At 41.8% G+C, this 21,254-nt stretch carries 23 protein-coding genes; 11 read left to right on the forward strand and 12 right to left on the reverse strand.

Annotated features, from left to right (window positions below; genetic code table 11):
- Positions 1-106: 106 nt before the first annotated feature.
- The gene (locus AAA938_RS05230) at positions 107-3,337 is read left to right on the forward strand and encodes a S41 family peptidase (RefSeq protein WP_338227588.1); all 3,231 of its coding nucleotides are present in this window, start codon (positions 107-109) and stop codon (positions 3,335-3,337) included.
- 61 nt (positions 3,338-3,398) lie between these two features.
- Here AAA938_RS05230 and AAA938_RS05235 read toward each other — a convergent pair whose 3' ends face one another.
- Both AAA938_RS05235 and AAA938_RS05240 read right to left on the reverse strand, forming a co-directional pair.
- Positions 3,399-3,728, reverse strand: a complete 330-nt coding sequence (locus tag AAA938_RS05235) for a BlaI/MecI/CopY family transcriptional regulator (RefSeq protein WP_338218786.1) — start codon at positions 3,726-3,728, stop codon at positions 3,399-3,401.
- Positions 3,729-3,900: 172 nt separating this feature from the next.
- The gene (locus tag AAA938_RS05240; RefSeq protein WP_338218785.1) at positions 3,901-4,650 is read right to left on the reverse strand and encodes an acyl-CoA desaturase; all 750 of its coding nucleotides are present in this window, start codon (positions 4,648-4,650) and stop codon (positions 3,901-3,903) included.
- 141 nt (positions 4,651-4,791) lie between these two features.
- Between AAA938_RS05240 and AAA938_RS05245 the strand changes: the two genes are divergently transcribed.
- The gene (locus tag AAA938_RS05245; protein WP_338227589.1) at positions 4,792-5,151 is read left to right on the forward strand and encodes a phage holin family protein; all 360 of its coding nucleotides are present in this window, start codon (positions 4,792-4,794) and stop codon (positions 5,149-5,151) included.
- Here the strand turns inward: AAA938_RS05245 and AAA938_RS05250 are convergent.
- Positions 5,141-5,581, reverse strand: coding sequence for an AlbA family DNA-binding domain-containing protein (locus AAA938_RS05250; protein WP_338227590.1), 441 nt, complete (start codon positions 5,579-5,581; stop codon positions 5,141-5,143). The two genes, AAA938_RS05245 and AAA938_RS05250, sit on opposite strands and share 11 nt — an antisense overlap.
- A gap of 89 nt (positions 5,582-5,670) precedes the next feature.
- On the opposite strand from AAA938_RS05250, the gene AAA938_RS05255 reads away from it, so the two are divergent.
- From AAA938_RS05255 to AAA938_RS05275, 5 genes are all read left to right on the forward strand, one after another.
- The gene (locus AAA938_RS05255) at positions 5,671-6,231 is read left to right on the forward strand and encodes a hypothetical protein (RefSeq protein WP_338227591.1); all 561 of its coding nucleotides are present in this window, start codon (positions 5,671-5,673) and stop codon (positions 6,229-6,231) included.
- A gap of 57 nt (positions 6,232-6,288) precedes the next feature.
- On the forward strand, positions 6,289-7,191 hold the full coding sequence (locus tag AAA938_RS05260; protein ID WP_338227592.1) for a histone deacetylase family protein: 903 nt from the start codon (positions 6,289-6,291) through the stop codon (positions 7,189-7,191).
- Positions 7,192-7,286: 95 nt separating this feature from the next.
- Positions 7,287-7,913 (forward strand): OmpH/Skp family outer membrane protein, encoded by a 627-nt coding sequence (locus tag AAA938_RS05265; protein WP_338227593.1) that lies wholly within the window; start codon positions 7,287-7,289, stop codon positions 7,911-7,913.
- A 184-nt stretch (positions 7,914-8,097) separates the two neighbouring features.
- Positions 8,098-9,069, forward strand: coding sequence for a deoxyhypusine synthase family protein (locus tag AAA938_RS05270; protein ID WP_338227594.1), 972 nt, complete (start codon positions 8,098-8,100; stop codon positions 9,067-9,069).
- A 2-nt stretch (positions 9,070-9,071) separates the two neighbouring features.
- Positions 9,072-10,709, forward strand: a complete 1,638-nt coding sequence (locus tag AAA938_RS05275) for an OmpA family protein (RefSeq protein WP_338227595.1) — start codon at positions 9,072-9,074, stop codon at positions 10,707-10,709.
- Positions 10,710-10,838: 129 nt separating this feature from the next.
- Here the strand turns inward: AAA938_RS05275 and AAA938_RS05280 are convergent, their stop codons facing one another.
- Entirely contained in the window at positions 10,839-12,299 is a 1,461-nt protein-coding gene (locus AAA938_RS05280; RefSeq protein WP_338227596.1) for a Gfo/Idh/MocA family protein, read from the reverse strand.
- Between the two features lie 219 nt (positions 12,300-12,518).
- Here AAA938_RS05280 and AAA938_RS05285 point away from each other — a divergent pair, with 219 nt between their 5' ends.
- The 3 genes from AAA938_RS05285 (at position 12,519) to AAA938_RS05295 (ending at position 16,701) form a co-directional block, all read left to right on the forward strand.
- Complete coding sequence (locus AAA938_RS05285; RefSeq protein ID WP_338227597.1) at positions 12,519-14,120, forward strand: beta-N-acetylhexosaminidase; 1,602 nt, start codon at positions 12,519-12,521, stop codon at positions 14,118-14,120.
- Positions 14,121-14,242: 122 nt separating this feature from the next.
- The gene (locus tag AAA938_RS05290) at positions 14,243-15,595 is read left to right on the forward strand and encodes an alanine/glycine:cation symporter family protein (protein WP_338227598.1); all 1,353 of its coding nucleotides are present in this window, start codon (positions 14,243-14,245) and stop codon (positions 15,593-15,595) included.
- A complete protein-coding gene (locus AAA938_RS05295; protein WP_338227599.1) occupies positions 15,592-16,701 on the forward strand; it encodes a glycerate kinase in 1,110 nt (369 codons plus the stop codon). Before AAA938_RS05290 ends, AAA938_RS05295 begins: the two co-directional genes overlap by 4 nt.
- Here the strand turns inward: AAA938_RS05295 and AAA938_RS05300 are convergent, their stop codons facing one another.
- The 7 genes from AAA938_RS05300 to AAA938_RS05330 form a co-directional block, all read right to left on the reverse strand.
- Complete coding sequence (locus AAA938_RS05300) at positions 16,702-17,139, reverse strand: DUF6526 family protein (RefSeq protein WP_338227600.1); 438 nt, start codon at positions 17,137-17,139, stop codon at positions 16,702-16,704. It lies immediately after the preceding gene.
- Positions 17,140-17,186: 47 nt separating this feature from the next.
- Positions 17,187-17,336 carry a hypothetical protein gene (locus tag AAA938_RS05305; protein WP_338220040.1) on the reverse strand — a complete coding sequence of 50 codons (150 nt, stop codon included), beginning with the start codon at positions 17,334-17,336 and terminating at the stop codon, positions 17,187-17,189.
- A gap of 86 nt (positions 17,337-17,422) precedes the next feature.
- Positions 17,423-17,617 carry a hypothetical protein gene (locus tag AAA938_RS05310; RefSeq protein WP_338227601.1) on the reverse strand — a complete coding sequence of 65 codons (195 nt, stop codon included), beginning with the start codon at positions 17,615-17,617 and terminating at the stop codon, positions 17,423-17,425.
- A gap of 58 nt (positions 17,618-17,675) precedes the next feature.
- Entirely contained in the window at positions 17,676-18,161 is a 486-nt protein-coding gene (locus tag AAA938_RS05315) for a hypothetical protein (RefSeq protein WP_338227602.1), read from the reverse strand.
- A gap of 81 nt (positions 18,162-18,242) precedes the next feature.
- Positions 18,243-18,599, reverse strand: a complete 357-nt coding sequence (locus tag AAA938_RS05320; protein WP_338227603.1) for a response regulator — start codon at positions 18,597-18,599, stop codon at positions 18,243-18,245.
- Between the two features lie 111 nt (positions 18,600-18,710).
- Positions 18,711-19,025, reverse strand: a complete 315-nt coding sequence (locus AAA938_RS05325; protein ID WP_338227604.1) for an Mpo1-like protein — start codon at positions 19,023-19,025, stop codon at positions 18,711-18,713.
- A gap of 2 nt (positions 19,026-19,027) precedes the next feature.
- Positions 19,028-19,660: a DUF4136 domain-containing protein gene (locus tag AAA938_RS05330; protein WP_338227605.1), complete on the reverse strand. Its 633-nt coding sequence runs from the start codon at positions 19,658-19,660 to the stop codon at positions 19,028-19,030.
- Positions 19,661-19,737: 77 nt separating this feature from the next.
- On the opposite strand from AAA938_RS05330, the gene AAA938_RS05335 reads away from it, so the two are divergent.
- The gene (locus tag AAA938_RS05335; protein WP_338227606.1) at positions 19,738-20,220 is read left to right on the forward strand and encodes a deoxycytidylate deaminase; all 483 of its coding nucleotides are present in this window, start codon (positions 19,738-19,740) and stop codon (positions 20,218-20,220) included.
- On the opposite strand, the gene murB is transcribed toward AAA938_RS05335, so the two are convergent.
- The gene (gene murB, locus AAA938_RS05340; protein ID WP_338227607.1) at positions 20,217-21,230 is read right to left on the reverse strand and encodes a UDP-N-acetylmuramate dehydrogenase; all 1,014 of its coding nucleotides are present in this window, start codon (positions 21,228-21,230) and stop codon (positions 20,217-20,219) included. The genes AAA938_RS05335 and murB overlap by 4 nt on opposite strands.
- Between the last annotated feature and the right edge of the window lie 24 nt (positions 21,231-21,254).

The following is a 21,254-nucleotide window of genomic DNA, read 5'->3' on the forward strand; positions in this document are numbered from 1 at the left end:
TTCCCTCAGGAAATACCAGATCAAATAAAAGCAGCAGGGCTCGTAAAAAACTTGACCCACTTCAAAACGAAAAGTGCTTATTTTTAACCGTTCGATATGATAAACTATGAAAAGACTATTTAGAATAATTGGATTGGGGATACTTCTGAGTTTTTCTCAAGAGACCTTTTCTCAAACTTCACCCCAGTGGTTGAGGTATCCAGCCATTTCTCCTGACGGAGAAAAAATCGCTTTTACTTATAAGGGGGATCTTTATTTAGTCCCAAGTGCCGGCGGGAAAGCAACTCAACTTACCTTCCATGAAGCCCACGATTTCAAACCGGTTTGGTCACGGGACGGAAAGCAGATTGCCTTTGCATCGGATCGTTATGGCAACTTTGATGTGTTTGTGATGTCTGTTGATGGAGGAGAGGCGCTTCGTTTGACTTATCATTCTAATGATGAGCAGCCTTTTGACTTCAGTTCAGAAAATGAAAAAGTGATCTTCGGTGCATCCAGATTGGACATTGCATCGCATAGGCAATATCCTACAGGTTCCCAGCCTGAGCTATATCAGGTGAATAAAAAAGGAGGCAGAGTGGATCAGATCTGGACCCTGCCAGCTGAATACGTTCAGACCTCCAAAGATGGATCTAAGATGATCTACCACGATAAGAAGGGAGGAGAAAATGAATGGAGAAAGCATCACGAGTCCGGTATTGCAAGAGATATTTGGATGTATGATGGGGCTACCAATACCCATCAGATGCTGACCACTTTCTATGGAGAGGACAGAAATCCGGTATTCTCTTCAGACGAAACTGAGATTTATTACCTCAGCGAAGCAAATGGAAGCTTCAATGTTTTCAGTATGCCGGTGGACAATCCCAATCAAAGCACCGCACTGACCAGCTTTTCCAAGTTTCCGGTTCGCTTTCTTTCCATCGCCCAAAACGGACTGATGAGTTTCAGTTTTGATGGAGAGCTATACACGCTTAGAAAAGGAGAACAACCTAAAAAACTGGAAGTCTTCATAGCCACTCAGGGGATTTCCAATCTTGATCAATACATTTCAATCAACGGGGGGGTGCAGGAAATGGCCGTTTCTCCTGACGGAAAGGAAATTGCCTTTATTGCTCGTGGGGAAGTGTTTGTGACGGCGGTGGATGGATCCATGACCAAAAGAATCACCCAGACTCCCGAGCAGGAGCGGTTTCTTGAGTTTGCGCCTGACGGAAAGTCTTTGGTCTATGCATCCGAAAGAGATGGAAAGTGGCAGATTTTCAAGAGCTCCAAAGTGCGGGCTGAAGAACCTTTCTTTTTTGCTTCCACCCTGATCAAAGAAGAACCTATGATAAGTTTGGATACGGATGCCTATTTACCAAAATTCTCCCCAGATGGAAAGAAACTGGCTTATGTGGAGGGAAGAAGAAGCTTGAAAGTGATGGATTTGAGTACCAAATCTACAGTTACCTTGATGGGGCCGGAATTGCTTTTCCACATGCGTGATGGGGATCAGTATTTTACTTGGAGTCCTGACAGTAAATGGCTTTTAGCCAGCTATCGTCCTACCATGACCAATTCTGAAGTGGTTTTGCTGGATGCGACTGGAAAAGAAAAAATGCGCAATCTGACTTTGAGCGGCTATTCTGATGATAATGCCAAATGGATAGGGGACGGTAAGCAGGTCATTTGGTTTTCCAATAAGGATGGTCTGAGAAGTTATGCCACTAGCGGAAGAATGGAAGAGGATGTCTACACCTTGTTTTTTGATCAGGCATCTTGGGACAAATTCAGGTTGAGCAAAGAGGAGTATGATTTGCTTAAGGAAATTGAAAAGTCTAAAAAATCTGAAAATGGAGAAGAAAAGAAGGATGATAAAGCTAAATCCAAGGAAGTGGAACCAATCACTTTCAATTGGGATGGCTTTGAGGACCGTAAGTCAAGATTAACGATTCATTCCTCCTCGATGGGAGATGCGGTCCTATCTAAGGATGGAGAAAAGCTCTTTTACCTAGCCCGATTTGAAAAAGGTATGGACCTTTGGTCTACCAATTTAAGGACCAAAGAGACCAAATTGGAGATTAAACTGGACGCCAACTCGGGAAGTTTGGAATGGGATAAGGATCAAAAAAACCTGTTTTTGCTGTCAGGCGGATCAATCTCAAAAATCAATCCGGAGGGGATGAAAAGAGAATCCATCAAAATCTCCGGGGAAATGACTTTTGATAAAAATGCGGAAACGGCCCATCTATTTGAGCATGTTTGGCTGAGAACCAAAGGGATGTTTTACACTCCGGATATGCATGGTGTGGATTGGGACGCTATACAACCAGAATACAGAAAATATCTTCCACACATTGGAAACGGATATGAAATGGCGGAGATGCTTTCCGAAATGCTCGGTGAGCTCAACGTTTCCCACGCAGGAGCTAGGTATTCCCGATCAGTACCCATGTCTGATGCTACTGCTTCCTTGGGAGTCTTCTTCGATTATGGGTTTGAAGGAAATGGCCTGAAAATTACAGAAGTCATTAAAGGAGGACCTTTAGACAAGGCTGAAATTTCAGTATCAACTGGCATGATCATCGAAAAAATAGACGGTGAGCTTATCAGTGCTGATCTTGACTATGCAAAGTTGCTCAATCGTAAGTCGGACAAATTCACTTTGATTGAGGTGCTCAATCCTTCAGATGGTTCAAGGACTCAGTATACAGTGAAGCCGATTTCTCTTGGTGCAGAAGGACAGCTACTGTACAAAAGATGGGTCAGAAAAAATCAGGAGGAAGTAGAGAAGTTAAGCGGTGGCAAGTTGGGTTACGTACATATTCCGGGCATGAGTGATGGACCCTATCGAAATGTATTTGATGAGATGATGGGTAAGTACTTTGAAAAAGAGGCTGTCATCGTAGATACAAGATTTAATGGAGGAGGGGATTTGGTAGCCGATTTGGCAATGTTCTTTACCGGAGAAAGCTTCCTCACCTATGCCACTGAAGACAAAGTGGTAGGTGGTGAGCCTACCTCGAGATGGACCAAACCCACCTTGGCTATGTTTAATGAAGCCAACTATTCCGATGGTCATTGTTTTGCCTGTGGCTATACCGATCTGAAAATCGGTAAGACAGTTGGGATGCCTACACCAGGAACCTGTAGTTTTGCAGGATGGGAAATGTTACCTAACGGTGTGCGATGGGGCGCTGTTCCGATTTCTGCAAAGGACAAATCAGGAGATTGGCTGGAAAACAAGGAAACCCGTCCACAGTTTGAGGTAAAAAATATGCCTGGTAAGATCGATCAGGGAATTGATCAACAGTTGGAAAAAGCGGTGGAAGAACTTTTAAAAGAGGTCAAATAATACAAAAAACCCGGTCAGAAATCTGACCGGGTTTTTTATGATGCTTATCCACTATAAGTATTTACTGGTATTGTTTGGAGTTCAGTGATTCGTCATTCTTGAAAAACTGAGTCAATTTTCCAAAAGAGCTATCGAAGTAGCCTTCAAGCATTCTTTTGATGATGAAAGTTCGGTATTCATCTTTTGAAACAATAGGGAAATACTCATGGCTTTTGCCATAGGATTTGTGACTTACAAAGCCTTTTCTTTCCAAGATTCTAACAATAGTAGAAACTGTGTTGTAAGCCGGCTTTGGCTCCGTCATGGGTGATAGGATATCTTTTACGAAGCCTCGCTCAATATCCCAGAGGATCTGCATAATTTCCTCTTCTGCTCTGGTTAATGGTTTCATATGTGTTAAGTTTTATTGCGATAGAAAATTAGAGCTTTAGTTTCTCAAATGCAAAAAAAAGTTATTAATAGTATTACTATTTAGTTGAAAAAAATTTAAAAGACTGATATTCAAAGAAATAAAATTTAAAAAAAAATAGCCTTTTTTTTAAAGGCTATCTTTCTTGAGAAAATTAAGCTGTTTTCAACTTGATAATCCCTGTACTGTGAAGCAGCTTTACGATTGGGTAAGTCGGATCAAATTCATACCATTTTACTGCAAAGTTGGGTCTGTTAGGAAGCTTGTGGTGATTATTTTGAAACAACTCACCGAGCATCAAAACATCTAACAAGAGACTGTTTTTTGATTTGTCGTTATTGTCAAAGTTGGCATATCCATATTTATGTCCACTCCAGTTCACGATTGCTCCATGCACCGGTCCCATCAAAAAATGGATAGGAAGTAAGAAATACATCCACCAATGCGTTCCTGGCAATTCAAATACAGAGATACAGAGCACGTAGATCAGCACATACAGCAGTCCCCATCCTACACGCACAGCCATATTATCTGCAAATCGATCAAATTTATTCCAATCTGGGATATCCTTGGAAAAACGCTCTTCAGGCTTCAATCTGAAACTGAAGTAATCATTGTAGATGTTTTTGGTCTTCCACATCATAGTGAATAGGTTTTCGGTATGATGGGGACTGTGAGGATCTTTTGGAGTATCTGAATACGCATGATGCATCCTGTGAAGGATTGCGTAAGCTCGAGGAGACAGGTAGGAACTCCCTTGCCAAATCCAGGTGAAGAAGTAGAAGAATTTTTCCCAATACTTATTCATCACAAACATCTGATGAGCAGCATAACGATGGAGAAAGAAACTCTGGCAAAACAAAGAGAAATACCAGTGAAGGAGAAAGAAGATAATAATAATCACTCGGGTTACTTTTAGATTTATTGTACAAATATAACAGGCAGGATTTTATTTATCCCGAACAAGTTTAACTTGTGGCTTGATCAAATGATCTGATTTAAGTCAGTTTTTTTAAATAAAATTTCTAATTCTTATTTCAAGCTTATGGAACAATCAAACAAATCATCCTCTATCCTTACCAAAATTCTGGTAGGAGGAATATCGGTTTTGATAGCTGATCTTTTGCTAAGTGGTACTCAAGTGGATTCTTGGGTGACAGGATTTATTCTTGCAGGGGTAATCATTTTGATCAATTTTACCATTAAGCCCATTTTGATCATCCTTACTCTTCCTGTCACTTTATTGACCTTTGGACTGTTTCTTTTGGTCATCAATGCAGCTGTGGTATTGATTGCAGCCTATTTTATTCCCGGATTCACCGTAGATGGTTTCTGGTGGGCATTGGGTTTCGCCATTGTGCTGAGCATTATCAACGGGATATTTGGAATTAGCTTTAATTCCTGAGTACAACAGTACGATCACCTTGGCGGATATAGGTTAGGTTTTCGCCGTTCATGTTTTTGTACATTACAGGGGGATAGGGGTGTGGTTCAATCCTAACCAGCAGGAGGTAGATTTCTTCTTCCTCTGAATTTTCCGGGAAATCCGGATTAGCCAGTTTGACCTCATGATGGCTTAGATTTACCTGTGGAATGCAATAGTCTTGGTTGGCAGCGTCAATCATGTATTTCTCTTCCTCGGGATCGATTCCCCGCAGTTGCTTTTTGTCGCTTACCCCAATTAATAAATATCCTCCCATCGTATTTGCAAAGGCAACTAGGGTTTTGGCTATTTTTTCTTTAGAAGTGATTTTATTTTTGAAATCCAGGGACTTACCCTCTTTTTGTTTGATTAATTTTTTAACAAAATCCTCATCAAATTTTGTTGGATTCATTTTATTCCTTTATTTTCTTATTGATTAAATAACCAGATAAAATCGATTCTGTCGAAGCTCACCCAAAGAAAAACTAAAATTTTTACTTTATGCATTTTGAAAACCCTGGGTTTGACCCGCAAAACATTGAGAAGTTAGAAAAAGAACTTTCGCGAGCAGGAAAAAATTATAAGATTATTCCTGATGAAGGCAACTCTGAGGAGTTTGTTAATTTTTGGTTCATTGGAATGTATGAAGGCAAAAAAGTCATCTATGATGCAGCACTTTACACCCTAAGGCTTCATCATTCCAGCGAAGTCTATGAACTGGCTGAACATGAAGCGGCTAAAAAGTTTCCCAATTTCAAAGGAATCAACTATGAAGAGGATGAGGAGGGAAATCTAAAGCCTTTGTCCAGTGAGGAGGAGGAAATTGGATGGTTTATCACAGAAATCATCATGGAGCTAGAAGAGGAGGAAGCTGTCAAGGTGCAGGAATTCATTGATTTGGATACCAACCACGATTACGGCATTGGCCTGGATGCGGCATTGAATGTAGATGAAATCAATGACAAGGTGATATCCAGATTCGTCACTGAATTCAATGAAGATACGCTGATCTTGGATGACACACTTTACTCCTTCCAGACGGAGGAAGATGAAATCGAATAAGTACTTGTTTTTAAAACAACCCTGCGAGACGCTGGTTTAATTACCAGCGTTTTTTTCATGCTTAAAATAGCTTGGTCATCCCTGTATTCACATCCTCTTCCAGAGGGTCATCGGTTTCCGATGGAGAAATATTCCCTGCTTCCCCAGCAATTGCTCTATGAAGGGACAGTCAGTGAGGAAAATTTCTTTGTCCCTGAAATGTTGGACAAACAATGGATTCTCAACACCCATGAAGAGAGCTATTTTCTAAAGCTAAAGAATCAAAATCTATCCAAGGCTGAGATAAGGGCGACTGGTTTTCCTCTGAGTCCTCAGCTTGTGGAAAGAGAAATTCAAATTGCGGGAGGTTCCGTCCAAGCAGCCTTATTTGCTTTAGAATTTGGTATAGGGATGAATATTGCAGGCGGGACGCATCATGCCTTTACGGATAGAGGCGAAGGATTTTGCCTGCTTAATGACCTTGCTATTACTGCAAATTACCTTTTGGACAATCAGCTGGCCAAGAGAATTCTCATCGTAGACTTGGATGTGCATCAAGGCAACGGTACTGCTGAGATTTTCGGTGGCAAACCGGAGGTCTTTACCTTCAGCATGCATGGTGAGAAAAATTATCCCCACCGAAAGGAAAAATCAGATTTGGATATCGGGCTGCCAGATGGCATCCAAGATCATCAGTATCTGGATATTTTGACAAGGAATCTCGATCGCATCCTGAATGACTTTGAGCCGGACTTCATTCTTTACCAATCGGGAGTGGATGTGTTGGAAACGGACAAACTGGGAAGATTGGGCCTTTCTCACGCAGGAGTTCATCAAAGAGATAAGGTTGTGCTTTCTAGTGCCAAGTCCATTCAAGTCCCTGTAATGTGCTGTATGGGTGGCGGATATTCGGTCAAGATCAAAGACATCATTGATGCCCACGCTCAGGTGTTTAGGTTAGCTCAAGACTTGTTTTTCTAGGTCTTAACTCAATTTAACCTCCCTATTTTGTCTGACTTCTTGATAAATCAATACTTTCTCTATATTTGCCGCCTGTTAACCATACCCTTAATCAAGTGAAAAGAGCGTTATTTATCGTTGGACTACTGAGTTTAACCTCGGTTTTCTTCTACTCCTGCAATCAAAATCCATCTACCGAAAGTGCTTCTGTAACAGCGGAAACTGGTGTAAGCTCAGGTGACCTCAAGGTGGCCTTCGTATATACTGATTCAGTCATTAATAAGTACGATTTGTTCAAAAAGAAATCAGAAGAGATTACTGAAAAAGGAAGAAAATTTGAAGGTGATCTTCAGTCAAGAGCGAGAGGTTTTGAGCAAGAAGTAGCGACTTTTCAGCAGACAGGCGGAAACATGACTCCTAATCAGCAAAGAGCAAAGCAGGAGGAACTGATGCAAAAAGAGCAAAACCTCATGACTTACAGAAACAACCTCATGCAGGAGCTTTCCGCTGATGAAGCTACACTATACAATGAAGTATATGACCAAGTTCAGGCGTATTTAAATGAGTATGCGAAAGAACAAGGCTATGACGTCATCCTCTCTTACACAAGAGGTGGTGCTATGTGGTATGCCTCAGAAGCCATGGACATCACTACTGCAGTGGTGGATGGGTTGAATAAAAAATACAACCAAGGCGCTTCTCCTGCACCGGCTGCAAAGAGTGATTCCACTGCTACCAAGTAATTCCTGGTAAATCGATATTAAGAACCCAGAAAATTTCTGGGTTTTTTTATGGGCAAAAATTGGATAATTTTGCAATCCGATTGATTAATCCCTTTCCACGTTTTGGAAAAGGCGGTGAATCTGAAAATTACCTACTGGATCAAAGGTATCTAATCTGCCATTCCCATTCATAAAAAGTTAAAACATGAAAATCACTGAATTTTTAAAGCACAATTACAGACACTTTAACGCTGCAGCCCTAATTGATGCTGCGGAAGGCTATAAAACTCATCTTGACAATGGAGGAAAGATGATGGTCACCTTGGCAGGTGCTATGTCTACTGCTGAGTTGGGAATTTCTCTTGCAGAAATGATCCGTCAGGATAAAGTGCAAATCATCTCGTGTACTGGTGCTAATTTGGAGGAAGATGTGTTTAACCTAGTCGCTCATGATTACTACGAGCGTGTTCCTAATTACAGGGAGCTTACTCCAGATCAGGAACAGGAGCTTCTGGAGCGCCACATGAACCGGGTGACCGATACTTGTATTCCCGAGATGGAGGCCATGAGAAGGATTGAAGATGTGATTTTGGAGGAATGGATAAAGGCTGACCAAGCTGGCGAAAGATATTTTCCGCATGAGTTTTTCTACAAAATCCTTCTTTCAGGCAAATTGGATGCTTCATTTCAGATAGATCCAAAAAATTCCTGGCTTTTGGAAGCTGCAAAAAAGAACCTGCCAATCATCGTTCCAGGATGGGAAGATTCTACCTTGGGAAATATGTATGCCGGACATGTGATTTCTGGAGACGTGAAGAATGTTCACACCGTTAGGAGCGGAATTGAGTACATGACTTTCTTGGCTGAATGGTACACTGTCAATGCAACTGAAGAAAGTACTGTCGGATTTTTCCAAATTGGCGGGGGAATTGCAGGAGACTTTCCTATCTGTGTAGTGCCGATGTTGCATCAGGATTTGCAGAGAAACAATGTGCCACTTTGGGGCTACTTCTGTCAAATCTCCGACTCGACTACTTCCTATGGATCTTACTCCGGCGCAGTACCTAACGAGAAGATTACTTGGGGAAAACTGGGAATCAAAACGCCTAAATACATTATCGAATCTGATGCAACGATCGTAGCTCCATTGGTATTTGCCATTGTGCTTGATCAATAGTCATGAAAAAAACATATTTCAATTTCTTAAAAGCAAGCAGCCTTCTCTGTCTTGCTTTTTCCTTTTATTTCCCGACCCTGGCCCAGGAAATCAGATCCCTTTCCGGGGCTAATTCACCCAATGATGACTCTAATCCAGTTTGGATTGGTGATAACACCCTATTATTTACCCGTGCTTTTCATCCTCAGAATCTGGGAGGAATCCAGGATTCAGGAGACATTTGGATGACGGTCAAAAATGCAACAGGGGAATGGGAGGAAGCGGTACATAGGCCGGATCTAAGTACCGCAGGATATGATTTGGCTTTAGGTTTGGAAGATATCTTGACTTTGCTGGTTTTAAGAACAGAAGCAGGGAGAACTTCCATCCATCAGTATTCTAAGTTTGGAAAAGACTGGAATTACCTACGCGAGGTGAATTTTCCTTCTTTGGCTCAGGTGAGTGGGCCTATCACAGGCAGGATTGCTTCGGGAGGAGGATTAATTTTCCTCTCCGGAAAAAACTCTTCTGGCTTTGGTAATGAAGATATTTATGTCAGCGAAAAGAAAGGGCCTGTACAATGGACCGAGCTAGTGAATCTTGGACCTCAAGTGAATGGAAAAGGACAGGAGGTTAGTCCGTATTTTGATCCAGAAACTAATAAGTTGTATTATTCTTCCAATTCTCATCCCGAAGCGACTGGAAAAGATATTCTAATCAGTAAAAAGCTAGGAGATTCATGGGATAGCTGGTCAGTTCCGGTGAAATGGGAGCAAATCAGCTCCAAAGGTTCGGACGCCTCTGTAACTTTTTTGGAAGGGGAAGAAGTAGTTTGGTCGAGTACTTTGAGTAGCGACGGGTATGCTGATTTACTCACTTTCGCAGTTCCCGTTCCATTGGTTATTCCAGAGGATTTTGTGGCATCTGTCCAAGTGGAACCGATTAAACAACTACCTAAAAAGGAAATTGCTATTAAAGAAACAGATTCTTCTCAGGTAATTTTCACTGCTTCTCCTGCCGAAGTAAAAATGGCCGAGCCGGATCAGCCGGACCTTCAGGAAGAGGTGAAGTCAGAAACTCCATTGGAATGGACAGTGATTGACTACAAGACCAAGCAGCCAATCCCATTTCAAATCGAGGGGCAAAAGCAGAATCAGTCCGAAAGTATGGATGAAGGTCTTTTTCTTTCCGAAGTGATTAAAAAGGAGTTTACTGGATTAAAAATCAGTTCTCTAGGCTATTTTCCAAAAATTTTGGGAATTGAAGATATCCCTACAGATGGCCGAATCTTGGTAGCCCTTACCAAGGCCGAACCGGGTAGTGTTGTTCTTTTGGATAAAGTAAATTTCAAGAGAGGTACTTCTGAATTGGAAGAAGGGGAAACAGAAGTGTTCCTTTCGGACCTTGCTGGATTCCTTGTAGAAAACCCGGATATCGTCCTTAGAATTAACGGTCATACAGATAATGTTGGAGACCCTGGACTAAACAAACAGCTTTCCCTAGAAAGAGCCGGAAGTGTTCGTGATTTTTTGGTAGCCCAAGGTGTGGAATTCGAAAAACTGAGAATTTCAGGTTGGGGAGGAACTCGGCCTATTGCATCGAATGTGACTGAAGCGGGTCGGGCCAAAAACCGTCGGGTAGAATTGGTAGTCGAAAAATAAAGAAGAGGCTGTCTCAAAAGTGAAGTTTGTCACATTGAGCGAAGTCGAAATGTCGTCCGGAAAGCTGGAAATGGCCTTCGACTCCGCTCAGGCTGACAACGAAACGATTTATGAGACAGCCTCTTTTGATCAGAGGGAATAACCATCCCGATAGGTTCTCTTGACAAATTGATTAGCGGGTTCAAAGTTGGTGATCTTCATATTTGGACCATCCCAAACCAATTTGATTCCTCTCCCCGGATAGTCAAACTGAGTCGAGGATCCATCTCTTGGGATTCGATAATCGTAACTTCTGATCGCTAGGTTCCCCATCAAAACTGATTCTGTCAATGGACCAGCCACTGAAAATGGGGAGCTGAGTTTTTTGAATTCCTCTGACCCATATCCACCGATACAAGCCTCTACCCAATTGTTGTAGTGACCGCGATCTCCGCCCGGAACTCGGTATTCGGTTTGGGGAACATTGACCTCTTGAGTTCTGCTTGTAGGAAGAAGTTTTGGGTTGGCTCCATACGTTGCACACATCATTTTTCCTTCTGTTCCCTCGATAATTACCCCATTACCTCCATCTCCCATGATTTCATTAGGCTCCAACTCTTCAGGTCTGGTAGGTTGAATACCTCCATCCATCCAATGAAACTCCAGGTCTGGCTGTCCCGGCCTATCAAACCTCAAGGTGATATGTGAGGAAGGTGGGCAACTTTCAGGGAAATAACCTCTTTGGAACTCTCCCACATAAACAGAACCCACAGAGCATTCGGCAGACTTGGGATAACCCAATCCCAGAACTCTAAAAGGCGGCTCCATAATATGGCAAGCCATGTCTCCCAAGGCACCTGTTCCATAATCCCACCATCCCCTCCAGTTGAAAGGAACAAGATTCCCTACATAATCCCTATAAGGAGCAGTACCCAACCAAAGATCCCAATCCAGATCTTCAGGTGGACTGACGGGAGTTTCAGGCCATTGGATGCCTTGAGGCCACACGGGTCTATTGGTCCAGGACCACACTTTAGTAGCCTCTCCGATCAATCCTGCATTGTACCATTCTACCATTTGCCGAACACCATCTCCTGAAGAGCCCTGATTTCCCATTTGAGTGACGACTTTATATTTTTCGGCAGCTTCGGTAAGCATCCGTGCTTCATAAATATCATGCGTCATCGGCTTTTGTACGTAGACATGCTTTCCCATTTTCATCGCCATCATGGCTTGGACTGCATGCATGTGGTCAGGCGTACTGATTGTAACTGCATCGATATTTTTCTCCTCTTTTTCGAGCATGATTCGATAATCCTTGTAATAGGGAGCGTTTGGATGGGCTTCACGGGATCGAGCTGCACGAGTGTCATCTACGTCACAAAGGGCCACCATGTCGACCTTGCCACTTCTGAACACCCCGCTGACATCATTGAATCCCATACCTCCAATACCAATCCCTGCTACTCTCAATCGATCACTTGGAGCCACATACCCAGGTCCACCCAAAACGTGCCGGGGAACTATGTAAAAACCGGCTAAGGCTAAGGAGGAACTTTTGATGAAGTTTCTTCTTGAATTTTGTTCAGGAGAAGGATTTTTATCTTTCATGGTCAATAGGTTAATATTTTGGATTTGGTTTTCAAGAAAAGGAATTTTTCTTAGAAATGCCCGAGAATATGTACTGGTGGGCTGGGATTTTTGCAAGTCTCCGATTAGCTGAGGAGGGATTATAGTCTGAAACTTCTCAAACTCAATTCCTTCAATAATTCCATGAGTTGAAAGGAGATTTATAAAAAAATAGACTAAGTTTCGGAAAATAATCATCCCATGAAAAAAATCTTCACCTATTGCTCTATGGGGGCTGTGCTTCTTTTCTTTGCTTGCAAACCCGCACCTAAGCTGACTGAATCCTCTTTAATTCCAATTCCTCAAGAGATCAAAGATGGAAAAGGAGTGTTTGAATTAAACAGTGAGTCCGGAATTCACTTGATCGGTAGCGGAGAGCATCTGACTTGGGTAGGTGAGTATCTCGCTGATCGCCTTCGTCCTGCGACTGGTTTTGATCTTCCTGTTTCTTACGATGGAGGCAATATCCGACTTGAATTGGCTGGTGATGGAAATGCCGAAGCATACTCCATTTCAATCGATGAAAATCAAGTAAGCATCAGTTCTTCGGGTGAGGCGGGGTTATTTTATGGGATCCAATCATTGCTTCAACTATTTCCAGCAGAAATAGCCCATCAAAACGTACAAAATCAATCTTGGGTCATTCCTGCAGGCGCAATCTCTGATCAGCCTGCTTTTGGCTACAGAGGAGCGATGCTGGATGTTGCCAGACACTTCCTATCTGTGGAAGATGTCAAGCATTACATTGATCAGATGGCTGTCTACAAGCTAAATTATCTCCATTTGCACCTAACGGATGATCAGGGATGGAGAATTGAGATCAAATCCTGGCCAAAACTCACCGAGATAGGCGGAAGCACTGAAGTAGGTGGGGGTGAAGGAGGTTTTTACACCCAGGAAGAATACAAAGACCTGGTCGCTTATGCTGCTGATCGCTTTATCACAATAGTTCCGGAGGTAGATATGCCCGGACATACCAACTCTGCCTTGGCTTCTTATGCAGAATTGAATCCAGGTGTAAACTTGCCGAATGGGAAACTTGATTCGGTAAATAAGCAGCCTTTGGACTATCAGATGCCACTTAGAAATCCTCAAGCCTCCGAATTGTATACCGGAATTGAAGTGGGATGGAGCACTTTTGCACCGAAACTTGAGATCACTTATGCTTTTGTGGACAGTGTAGTAAGAGAAATTGCTGAACTGACTCCAGGTCCTTATTTCCACATCGGTGGAGATGAATCCCATGTGACCGAAAAAGATGATTACGTCTATTTTGTAGAGCGAGTGCAGGATATTGTATCCAAATATGGGAAAACTAGTATCGGTTGGGATGAGATTGCTACAGCCAAACTGCTTCCCGGTAATGTCGCTCAGTTTTGGGCGAAGGAAGAAAATGCCAAGCTAGCTATAGGTCAAGGAAATCAAATCCTGATGTCACCTGCGACAAGGGCTTACTTGGATATGCAGTATGACAGCACGTCAAGAATTGGTCTTCATTGGGCAGCTTACATTGAGCTTGAGGATGCATACAGCTGGGAGCCATCGACTTTTGCGGAGGGGATAGCTGCCGAAAATATCTTAGGAGTGGAAGCTCCTCTATGGACAGAAACCGTCACCAACCGAGAAGATATGGAGTACCTTTCATTTCCTCGTCTTCCTGCATTAGCTGAAGTTGCTTGGACCTCAGCTGATAAGCGGTCTTGGGAAGGATTTAAAAACAGAATTCAAAAACATGGCTCTCGCTGGAATATTCTCGGGATCCAATATTATCCCTCACCACAAGTAAATTGGGAAGGAAAATAAACCTCATGCCCGGTGATTTTCATCGGGCTTTTTTAATTCAAACCTTCCAAATACTTTGTTTTTGAGCAAAATGGACCTATTATCGAAATGATTTTCAATTTGAAAGTAACTAGCACTAATTCATGGGAAATATAATTGTCGAATTCAGTAACTGGATTTGGGGAACACCGATTTTAATTTTGCTTTTGGGAGGAGGAACCTACTTTTTTATTCACTCCGGCTTTGTCCCTTTCAGAAAAATGGGGCATGCAATAGGCCTACTCAAAGGTAAATACGACAATGAACTTGCCCCCGGTCAAATCACTTCACGGCAAGCACTCTCAGCGGCGATTGCTTCTACAGTCGGTTTGGGAAATATCTCCGGAGTCGCTATCGCTCTGAATATGGGAGGACCCGGTGCAATTTTTTGGATGTGGGTTGCTGCATTTGTTGGCATGGCTACCAAATTTTATACCTGCAGTCTGGCAATTATGTACAGGGGAAAGGATTCCTTAGGAAATATCCAAGGTGGGCCAATGTATGTCATAGAGGAGGGCATGGGGAAAAAATGGAGATTTCTCTCTTACATCTTCAGTATCGCAGGAGTCATTGGGCTTTTGGCCATTTTCCAAGCCAATCAGTTGACAGCGGTCACGCAGGCTGTGCTGTTAGAGCCTGATACCCTGGAAGAGACAGTCAGAAACCGATGGATAATAGGAATTATCATGATGCTTCTCACAGCAATGGTGATCTTAGGAGGATTGAAGCGAATTGCGGCTGTAGCTTCCAAAATGGTTCCTTTTATGGTCGCAATTTATTTTGCCACCGTGTTGATTATAGTCGTGCAATATGTGGGAGATATCCCATCCATTTTCAAATTGATTTTGGTTGATGCTTTTACAGGTAATGCTGTTATGGGCGGTGCAGTAGGTTCTGTGATAATTGTGGGAGCTAGAAGAGCTGCTTTCTCCAATGAGGCAGGTATCGGAACGGCGCCCATGGTGCATGGACAATCTCAAAATGACGAACCTATCCGAGAAGGTTTGATTGCCATGTTGGGTCCATTTATTGATACCGTAGTGGTTTGTACACTGACTGCTTTGGCAATTTTGCTAACCGGTGTCTGGCAATCCACAGAAAATGATGGGGTAAAACTAACTTTGGCTGCTTTTGAAATTGGAATTCCTGTCATAGGAAAATACCTCTTAATGCTTTCTGTTTTGGTATTTGCCCTATCCACTATGTTTACCTATTCATACTATGGTCATAAGTGTATGAATTATCTTTTTGGTGCGGATAAGGCTGACTATTATAACTATTTCTACTTGATTACCATAGTTGTGGGAGCCGTGGCTTCTCTGGAAGTAGTAGTGAGCTTGGTGGATGGGATGTATGCCGTGATGGCTTTTCCTAATATGATCTCTGCCATTTACCTAGCACCAAAGGTGAAAATAGCCATGAAGGATTATTTCCAGAGGATGAATGCAAAATCATGAATTTCCTGATTGCCCCCAATGCATTTAAAGGTACCCTAACAGCCCAAAAGGCTTCTGATTTAATTCAAGAAGCCATTAAAGAAGTTCTTCCTTCTTCTTCTTGTTTTTTGCAGCCAATAGCGGATGGAGGAGATGGTACCTGTGAGCTCTTGCTGGAATCCTTAAACTTGAAGAAAGTTTCATTTCCCTCTCTCAATGCAATCGGTCAACCATGCAACGGTTTTTTTGGCTGGGATGAAATTGAGAAAAAGGCCTATTTGGATGTATCCACCTGTTCTGGACTCGGAGTATTGACTGAAGAACAGAAAAATCCTTGGCTTACCTCCACATTTGGTACGGGCCTGGTGATCAATTATGCCCAAAAGATGGGGGCGAGGGAGATCGTGATCGGCTTGGGTGGGAGTGCAACCATTGATCTGGGAACAGGCATTTTAGCCGGATTAGGATTCGAATTTTTAGATGAAAAAGGCCGACTTATTCCTGTGTATTCCAGCCGATGGATGACTAAGGTCAGATATGTTCAACCTCCAATCCCAAGACCAAAACTGAAATTCACTTGCCTTTGTGATGTGCAAAATTTGTTTTTTGGACCAAATGGAGCCATATCTGTCTACGGCCCTCAAAAAGGGCTAAATCCAGAGGAATTCGACGAATTCGACAAGGTAATTTCTGATCTTCATCAACTTTTAATGGCTAAGGCTAATCAGGAAAAAAGAGATATCCCGGGATTTGGGGCAGCAGGAGGGATAGCGATGGGTCTATCTGCCTTTTTTGATGTTTCTATCGAGTATGGAGCCTCATATTTCTTCAATCGAGTAGGAATGGAGGAAAAGATTCAATCTGCCGATTGGGTAATCACAGGTGAAGGTAGGTATGACCGCCAGAGCTCCGAGGGAAAAGGGTCATTTGAATTGCTTCAGCTGGCAAAAAAGCACGGTAAAAAGACAGCTCTGATCACCTCAGGCAGGGAAGGGGACCAAGCAGGATTTGATTTGGTATTGAATCTTCCCGATTTGGACTTTGATTCTCCCTATTTGGAAAAGGAAGCACAATCTAATCTTTTAGACCTGATGAAGACCAGTCTGCAATCTGGAAAGTTTGTCTAGTTATACCCTTCGGTAATCTCCTTGCCAATTCTTAATGCTTTTTTTGATCTCCTTTGGACTCATTCCTTGCTGAATAGCCTTTTCCATTAAAGGAAGTAATTCCTCGTCTCCTGCAAATCGCAGGGCAATGATCTGTCCCAGTCTTAACTTTTCTTCCTTGGAGTAAAAAGATGTTCCCGTGAGATGGAAATATCTCATTCTCATCTCGTTTAGAATTAGCCTGTTTTGAAGTTTGAGTGCGTAGACTCTTGCTAAAAGAGGAAGGAGAACTAGCAAAAAAGCACCGATCAAGTAATAAAGACTAGTAAGTATTTGATCTGTAGAAGAGAAATCCATTCTAAAGACAGTCCAGAAAAAGAAAATCAGGGATAGTGGAGTGACCACAAAATGGTGGAATGGAAAATAGCGAGTGTGATTTTCGAAAGTTTGTGTTTTCATAGGAAGGTCATAAAAAAAGGAGGTAAAAACCTCCTTTCGCATATCTTTTAATGATCAGCTTTCTTTTTCTTTCCAAAGGTACTTCTCGCATCCATCGCAGAGAGTCCGGCACCCAAGCCGATAAGAATACACACAATGAAAAGGAACAATTGCGCTCCAGACATGAGTGGTGAGCTGAAAATATCCAGTAGAATCATGATTTTATGTTTGAGTTGCTAAAGACAGGGCGAAGATAAAGCCGAGCTGCCAAAATACCAAAGCACTAGGGGTGCTCCTGTGATTTTTAATCCAGATCGTCAAAGTCTTCCTCAAAGTCCTCGTCTTCGAAGTCGTCTTCATCTTCATCGAAGTCTACGAAATTGTCATCTACAAATTCGTTTTCTTCTTCCAGATCATACTCATCTTCAAATTCGTCATCAAACTCATCTTCTTCTTCGAAGTCATCAAACTCATCGAATTCTTCTTCAAAATCCTCCATAGCTAATTTTTTAAAGGGTTTTATTGATTCAACGGTACGAAATAAGAGAAAAAATCAATTAGACCAATACTGCTGACTTTAATTTTTTTTCTGGAGCTAAATTCATCTCTAATCTTTGCTGAGACAACCAATTTTCTCGAAGCAGGGCTGCCCAAGCTTTCATGTATAGGACTACATCTTCCCTGGAATTCTTATTCAATTGATCTCTTTTGTCCTTGGGTATAGTTCTCAAAATCTCCGGATCGGACAGGCGTTCCAAATGGGAAAGATCATCCAGCGTCAATCCAAAGTCCAACATTTTGGCAATCATTAGGTCCATAGGATATCCGCTCGTAGGACAATAATCCAGGATTTGTTCATTCCAATCTCCATAACGCTGCATTGCAAATTGATGAATTTCTGCCTTGGTAAATTGGGTGAGTTCTTGAGCTAAATTACCACAATTGCAAGCTCCCATATGTCCCCACTGATAGGAAGCACCATTGGAAAGCTTGGTAATTGTCTTTTCTATAGCTGCTATTAATTCAGGGTTTGCTTTTGCCATATCCTTTTTTCTTTGATAACTCGTATTTGCTTTCGAGGTTTTCTAAAGATAAAAAAGATCAAAAAAAAACTGATCCCTGGATCAGTTAAAGATACTTTTGATGTATTTTTTTATCAGAGGTTTGGATAGGTAGTCCCTTACGATCTGATATTGACTGGCTTTACTTATGTCCCTTTCATCTACTGAACTGCTTAAGATATAGATCTGCGCGTCAGTATCTCTTGGATGAAAATTATCCAAAAAATCCCACCCTGTCATTTCAGGCATATTCAAGTCCAAGAAGAGATAATTGGGATTGATTGAATCAATCTCCTCCAAAGCTCTCCTTGCACTTTGATACTTGTAAAACTGACATGGCTCCTTTACATTTTTGGAGATCAGCTTTTCCGTAACAAATGTGCTGATAGGATCATCGTCTATGAGAACTATCGTAAGCATCAAAATGCGTTAAATGGGGTTTGAAATACAATAATAATTATACAAAAATGCCAATTAAATATTTATTTACAAATACTTTGCCAAAAAAGATTGTTAGGATTCGTTTAAATATTACTGAGGATTGAATTTTTGTCGCCCAACCAGGAGATCAAAGAACAACTTGAAATCGGATGCCAGACTAAAAAAGGGGTATTTGAATGTGGCGGGTTTATTTTTTTCAAAAAAGAAATGACCGACCCATGCAAAACCGTAGCAAACAAAGGGAATGGAGAAAAGCCAAACGTAATTGCCAGTAACGACTCCTGCGATCAAAATCACAAACAATAAGGCTGTGCCAACAAAATGGAGCTTCCTGCAGGTAGCATTTTGGTGTTCTGCAAGGTAGTAGGGATAAAATTCTTCTAAGGTTTTATACTGTTTTTCCATGGTTATTTAGGGTTGATTGGATTTGAATTCAAGAAGACTTGAGTTGCTGAATTTAATGATTTTATAACCTTTTTTTGTTTTGACTTAGGATTGGTCACTTCGGTTACCGCTGTTAAGGTCATTAGGTACTTATCCTGAACGGGATCGATGAAATCGACAATTACCTGTAAGAGTTCATAATTAGAAACACTGACCCGATTCATATTTTGCATTGAATAGGGATTGAAAAACCACGGGTCATAAACTCGGTATCCCCAAAGAGGGTAGGGGTTTGCATAGTTTACTGTCTCTTTTTTCCGTGGATCTTCGTTTGAATTGTATCGTATGACCACATCCGGTCTTTTTGCATCATAGACCATTCCTGCTGCCTCCAGCTGATTTTGCAATTCAATTCTCACCATTTCATCTATGAAATTTTCCTCAAAGCCTTTTATGTTGAGTTCTTTATTTACAATCACAAAACTCTGATAAGGTCTGGAAAGAGGTATTTCTGTGTTTTCCTTGAACACTTCTATAGAGCTACAGGAACTGAGATAAAGAAGAGACAGGAAAGCAATAAGGATGATTGACTTGTGAGAAAGCATGGGTAATAGGGTAAAAAGGTGACCTTTCAGGAAAGTTAAATTTTCTTTCATAACGGAAAAAACAAACTGTTTATTCATTTCATTCCTTTCAAAGCGATAAGGATTATTACTTTTGGCAAAGAAATTTTATGAGTAGACCTGATTTCGACGATATTTTCATGGAATTGGCCATCAATTTGGCCAAGAGATCGCATTGTATCAAAAAACATGTGGGTGCAGTATTGACCAAGGATACCCGAATTATTTCCATTGGATACAATGGTCCTCCTGCAGGTACTCACAATTGCGATATTGAATTTCCCGAAAATGGATGTGCAAGAGACAGCAAGGGAAGTTGCTCTTTGGCCCTTCACGCGGAGCAAAATGCAATTCTCTATGCGGTAAAAAATAATACTTCAGTCGAAGGTTCTACCCTTTATGTTACCCTAGCCCCATGCCTAGCCTGTGCGAGAATCATTTTTTCAATGGGTATTTCCAAGGTGGTTTACCTTTTTTCATATGCCGAATACAAGGGAATAGGTAACGATGAAGGTGTGGACTTTCTCCGCAAGTTTGGAGTGGAAGTAGATCGATATTCAAAAACGCCTGAAGTTCATGATCCTTTGATCTAAATAAAATTCACTTCAGGACTAAGTTGTATTCCAAATTTTTCTAAGACTGAATCCTGTATTTTTTGAGCCAATTCCTGAATGGCTTTTCCATCTCCGTTTCCATAATTGACCAAGACCAAGGCCTGCTTGGCATGCACGCCCACTTCTCCGAATTTCTTGCCCTTCCACCCAGCTTGCTCTATCAACCATCCAGCCGGAACCTTCACTCCGCTGTCTACGGGATATCCGGGAATGGAAGGAAAGTCCGTTTTTAGGCTTTTGAATTGCTCATGTGAAATAGTTGGATTTTTGAAAAATGATCCTGCATTCCCGATTTCCCTTGGATCAGGTAATTTGGATCGACGGATTTCAACCACTGCGTCACTGACCGCCTGAATGGTCAAATCCTTTACTCCGTTTTTCTTCAAAGTTTCCTGAATGGCTCCATATTCCACATTGATTTTGGGCTCCTTTTGTAGCCTAAAAACCACTGAGGTTATCACATATCGATCCTTCAACTCATGCTTGAATATACTCTCTCGATACCCGAATTGGCAGGCTTCTGAGTCGAAACTGACTATGTCCAAAGATTCTCTGTCTAAAGCATTTAGGCTTTCAAATACTTCTTTGATTTCCACCCCATACGCTCCAATATTTTGCATGGGTGAAGCGCCGACAGTACCTGGAATCAGGGATAGATTTTCAATCCCAGCCCAATTATGTTTTAAAGCATAAAGGACCCAATCGTGCCAGTTTTCTCCTGCACCTACTTCTACCCATATTTCATCCGAAGTTTCTTGGATTACCTGAATTCCTTTGAGCTCGATTTTGATTACCAATCCGGGGAAATCTTGGGTCAAAAGCACATTGCTACCTCCGCCAAGAATCAAAACCTGTAATCCTTTTTCTCTAGCCCATAGGAGAGATTTTTTGAGGGAATCCAAATCTCCGGCTTGGGTGAAAAATCTGCTTTTTTTATCTATTCCAAAAGTATTGAAGGCTTTGAGGGAATGGTTTTCTATTATCTTCATGGTTTGGGCTTGTCCTGCGAAATA

This window comes from Algoriphagus taiwanensis, assembly GCF_036245645.1.
Lineage (GTDB): Bacteria > Bacteroidota > Bacteroidia > Cytophagales > Cyclobacteriaceae > Algoriphagus > Algoriphagus taiwanensis.

Coding starts and splice junctions, on each gene's coding strand:
- AAA938_RS05305 (WP_338220040.1), bottom strand. CDS start 17,336: ATGATTCTACTGGATATTTTCAGCTCACCACTCATGTCTGGAGCGCAA.
- AAA938_RS05280 (WP_338227596.1), bottom strand. CDS start 12,299: ATGAAAGATAAAAATCCTTCTCCTGAACAAAATTCAAGAAGAAACTTC.
- AAA938_RS05250 (WP_338227590.1), bottom strand. CDS start 5,581: ATGAATCCAACAAAATTTGATGAGGATTTTGTTAAAAAATTAATCAAA.
- AAA938_RS05235 (WP_338218786.1), bottom strand. CDS start 3,728: ATGAAACCATTAACCAGAGCAGAAGAGGAAATTATGCAGATCCTCTGG.
- AAA938_RS05325 (WP_338227604.1), bottom strand. CDS start 19,025: ATGGAAAAACAGTATAAAACCTTAGAAGAATTTTATCCCTACTACCTT.
- AAA938_RS05330 (WP_338227605.1), bottom strand. CDS start 19,660: ATGAAAGAAAATTTAACTTTCCTGAAAGGTCACCTTTTTACCCTATTA.
- AAA938_RS05320 (WP_338227603.1), bottom strand. CDS start 18,599: ATGCTTACGATAGTTCTCATAGACGATGATCCTATCAGCACATTTGTT.
- AAA938_RS05295 (WP_338227599.1), top strand. CDS start 15,592: ATGAATTTCCTGATTGCCCCCAATGCATTTAAAGGTACCCTAACAGCC.
- AAA938_RS05270 (WP_338227594.1), top strand. CDS start 8,098: ATGAAAATCACTGAATTTTTAAAGCACAATTACAGACACTTTAACGCT.
- AAA938_RS05310 (WP_338227601.1), bottom strand. CDS start 17,617: ATGGAGGATTTTGAAGAAGAATTCGATGAGTTTGATGACTTCGAAGAA.
- AAA938_RS05315 (WP_338227602.1), bottom strand. CDS start 18,161: ATGGCAAAAGCAAACCCTGAATTAATAGCAGCTATAGAAAAGACAATT.
- AAA938_RS05285 (WP_338227597.1), top strand. CDS start 12,519: ATGAAAAAAATCTTCACCTATTGCTCTATGGGGGCTGTGCTTCTTTTC.
- AAA938_RS05245 (WP_338227589.1), top strand. CDS start 4,792: ATGGAACAATCAAACAAATCATCCTCTATCCTTACCAAAATTCTGGTA.
- murB (WP_338227607.1), bottom strand. CDS start 21,230: ATGAAGATAATAGAAAACCATTCCCTCAAAGCCTTCAATACTTTTGGA.
- AAA938_RS05230 (WP_338227588.1), top strand. CDS start 107: ATGAAAAGACTATTTAGAATAATTGGATTGGGGATACTTCTGAGTTTT.
- AAA938_RS05275 (WP_338227595.1), top strand. CDS start 9,072: ATGAAAAAAACATATTTCAATTTCTTAAAAGCAAGCAGCCTTCTCTGT.
- AAA938_RS05300 (WP_338227600.1), bottom strand. CDS start 17,139: ATGAAAACACAAACTTTCGAAAATCACACTCGCTATTTTCCATTCCAC.
- AAA938_RS05290 (WP_338227598.1), top strand. CDS start 14,243: ATGGGAAATATAATTGTCGAATTCAGTAACTGGATTTGGGGAACACCG.
- AAA938_RS05335 (WP_338227606.1), top strand. CDS start 19,738: ATGAGTAGACCTGATTTCGACGATATTTTCATGGAATTGGCCATCAAT.
- AAA938_RS05255 (WP_338227591.1), top strand. CDS start 5,671: ATGCATTTTGAAAACCCTGGGTTTGACCCGCAAAACATTGAGAAGTTA.
- AAA938_RS05260 (WP_338227592.1), top strand. CDS start 6,289: ATGCTTAAAATAGCTTGGTCATCCCTGTATTCACATCCTCTTCCAGAG.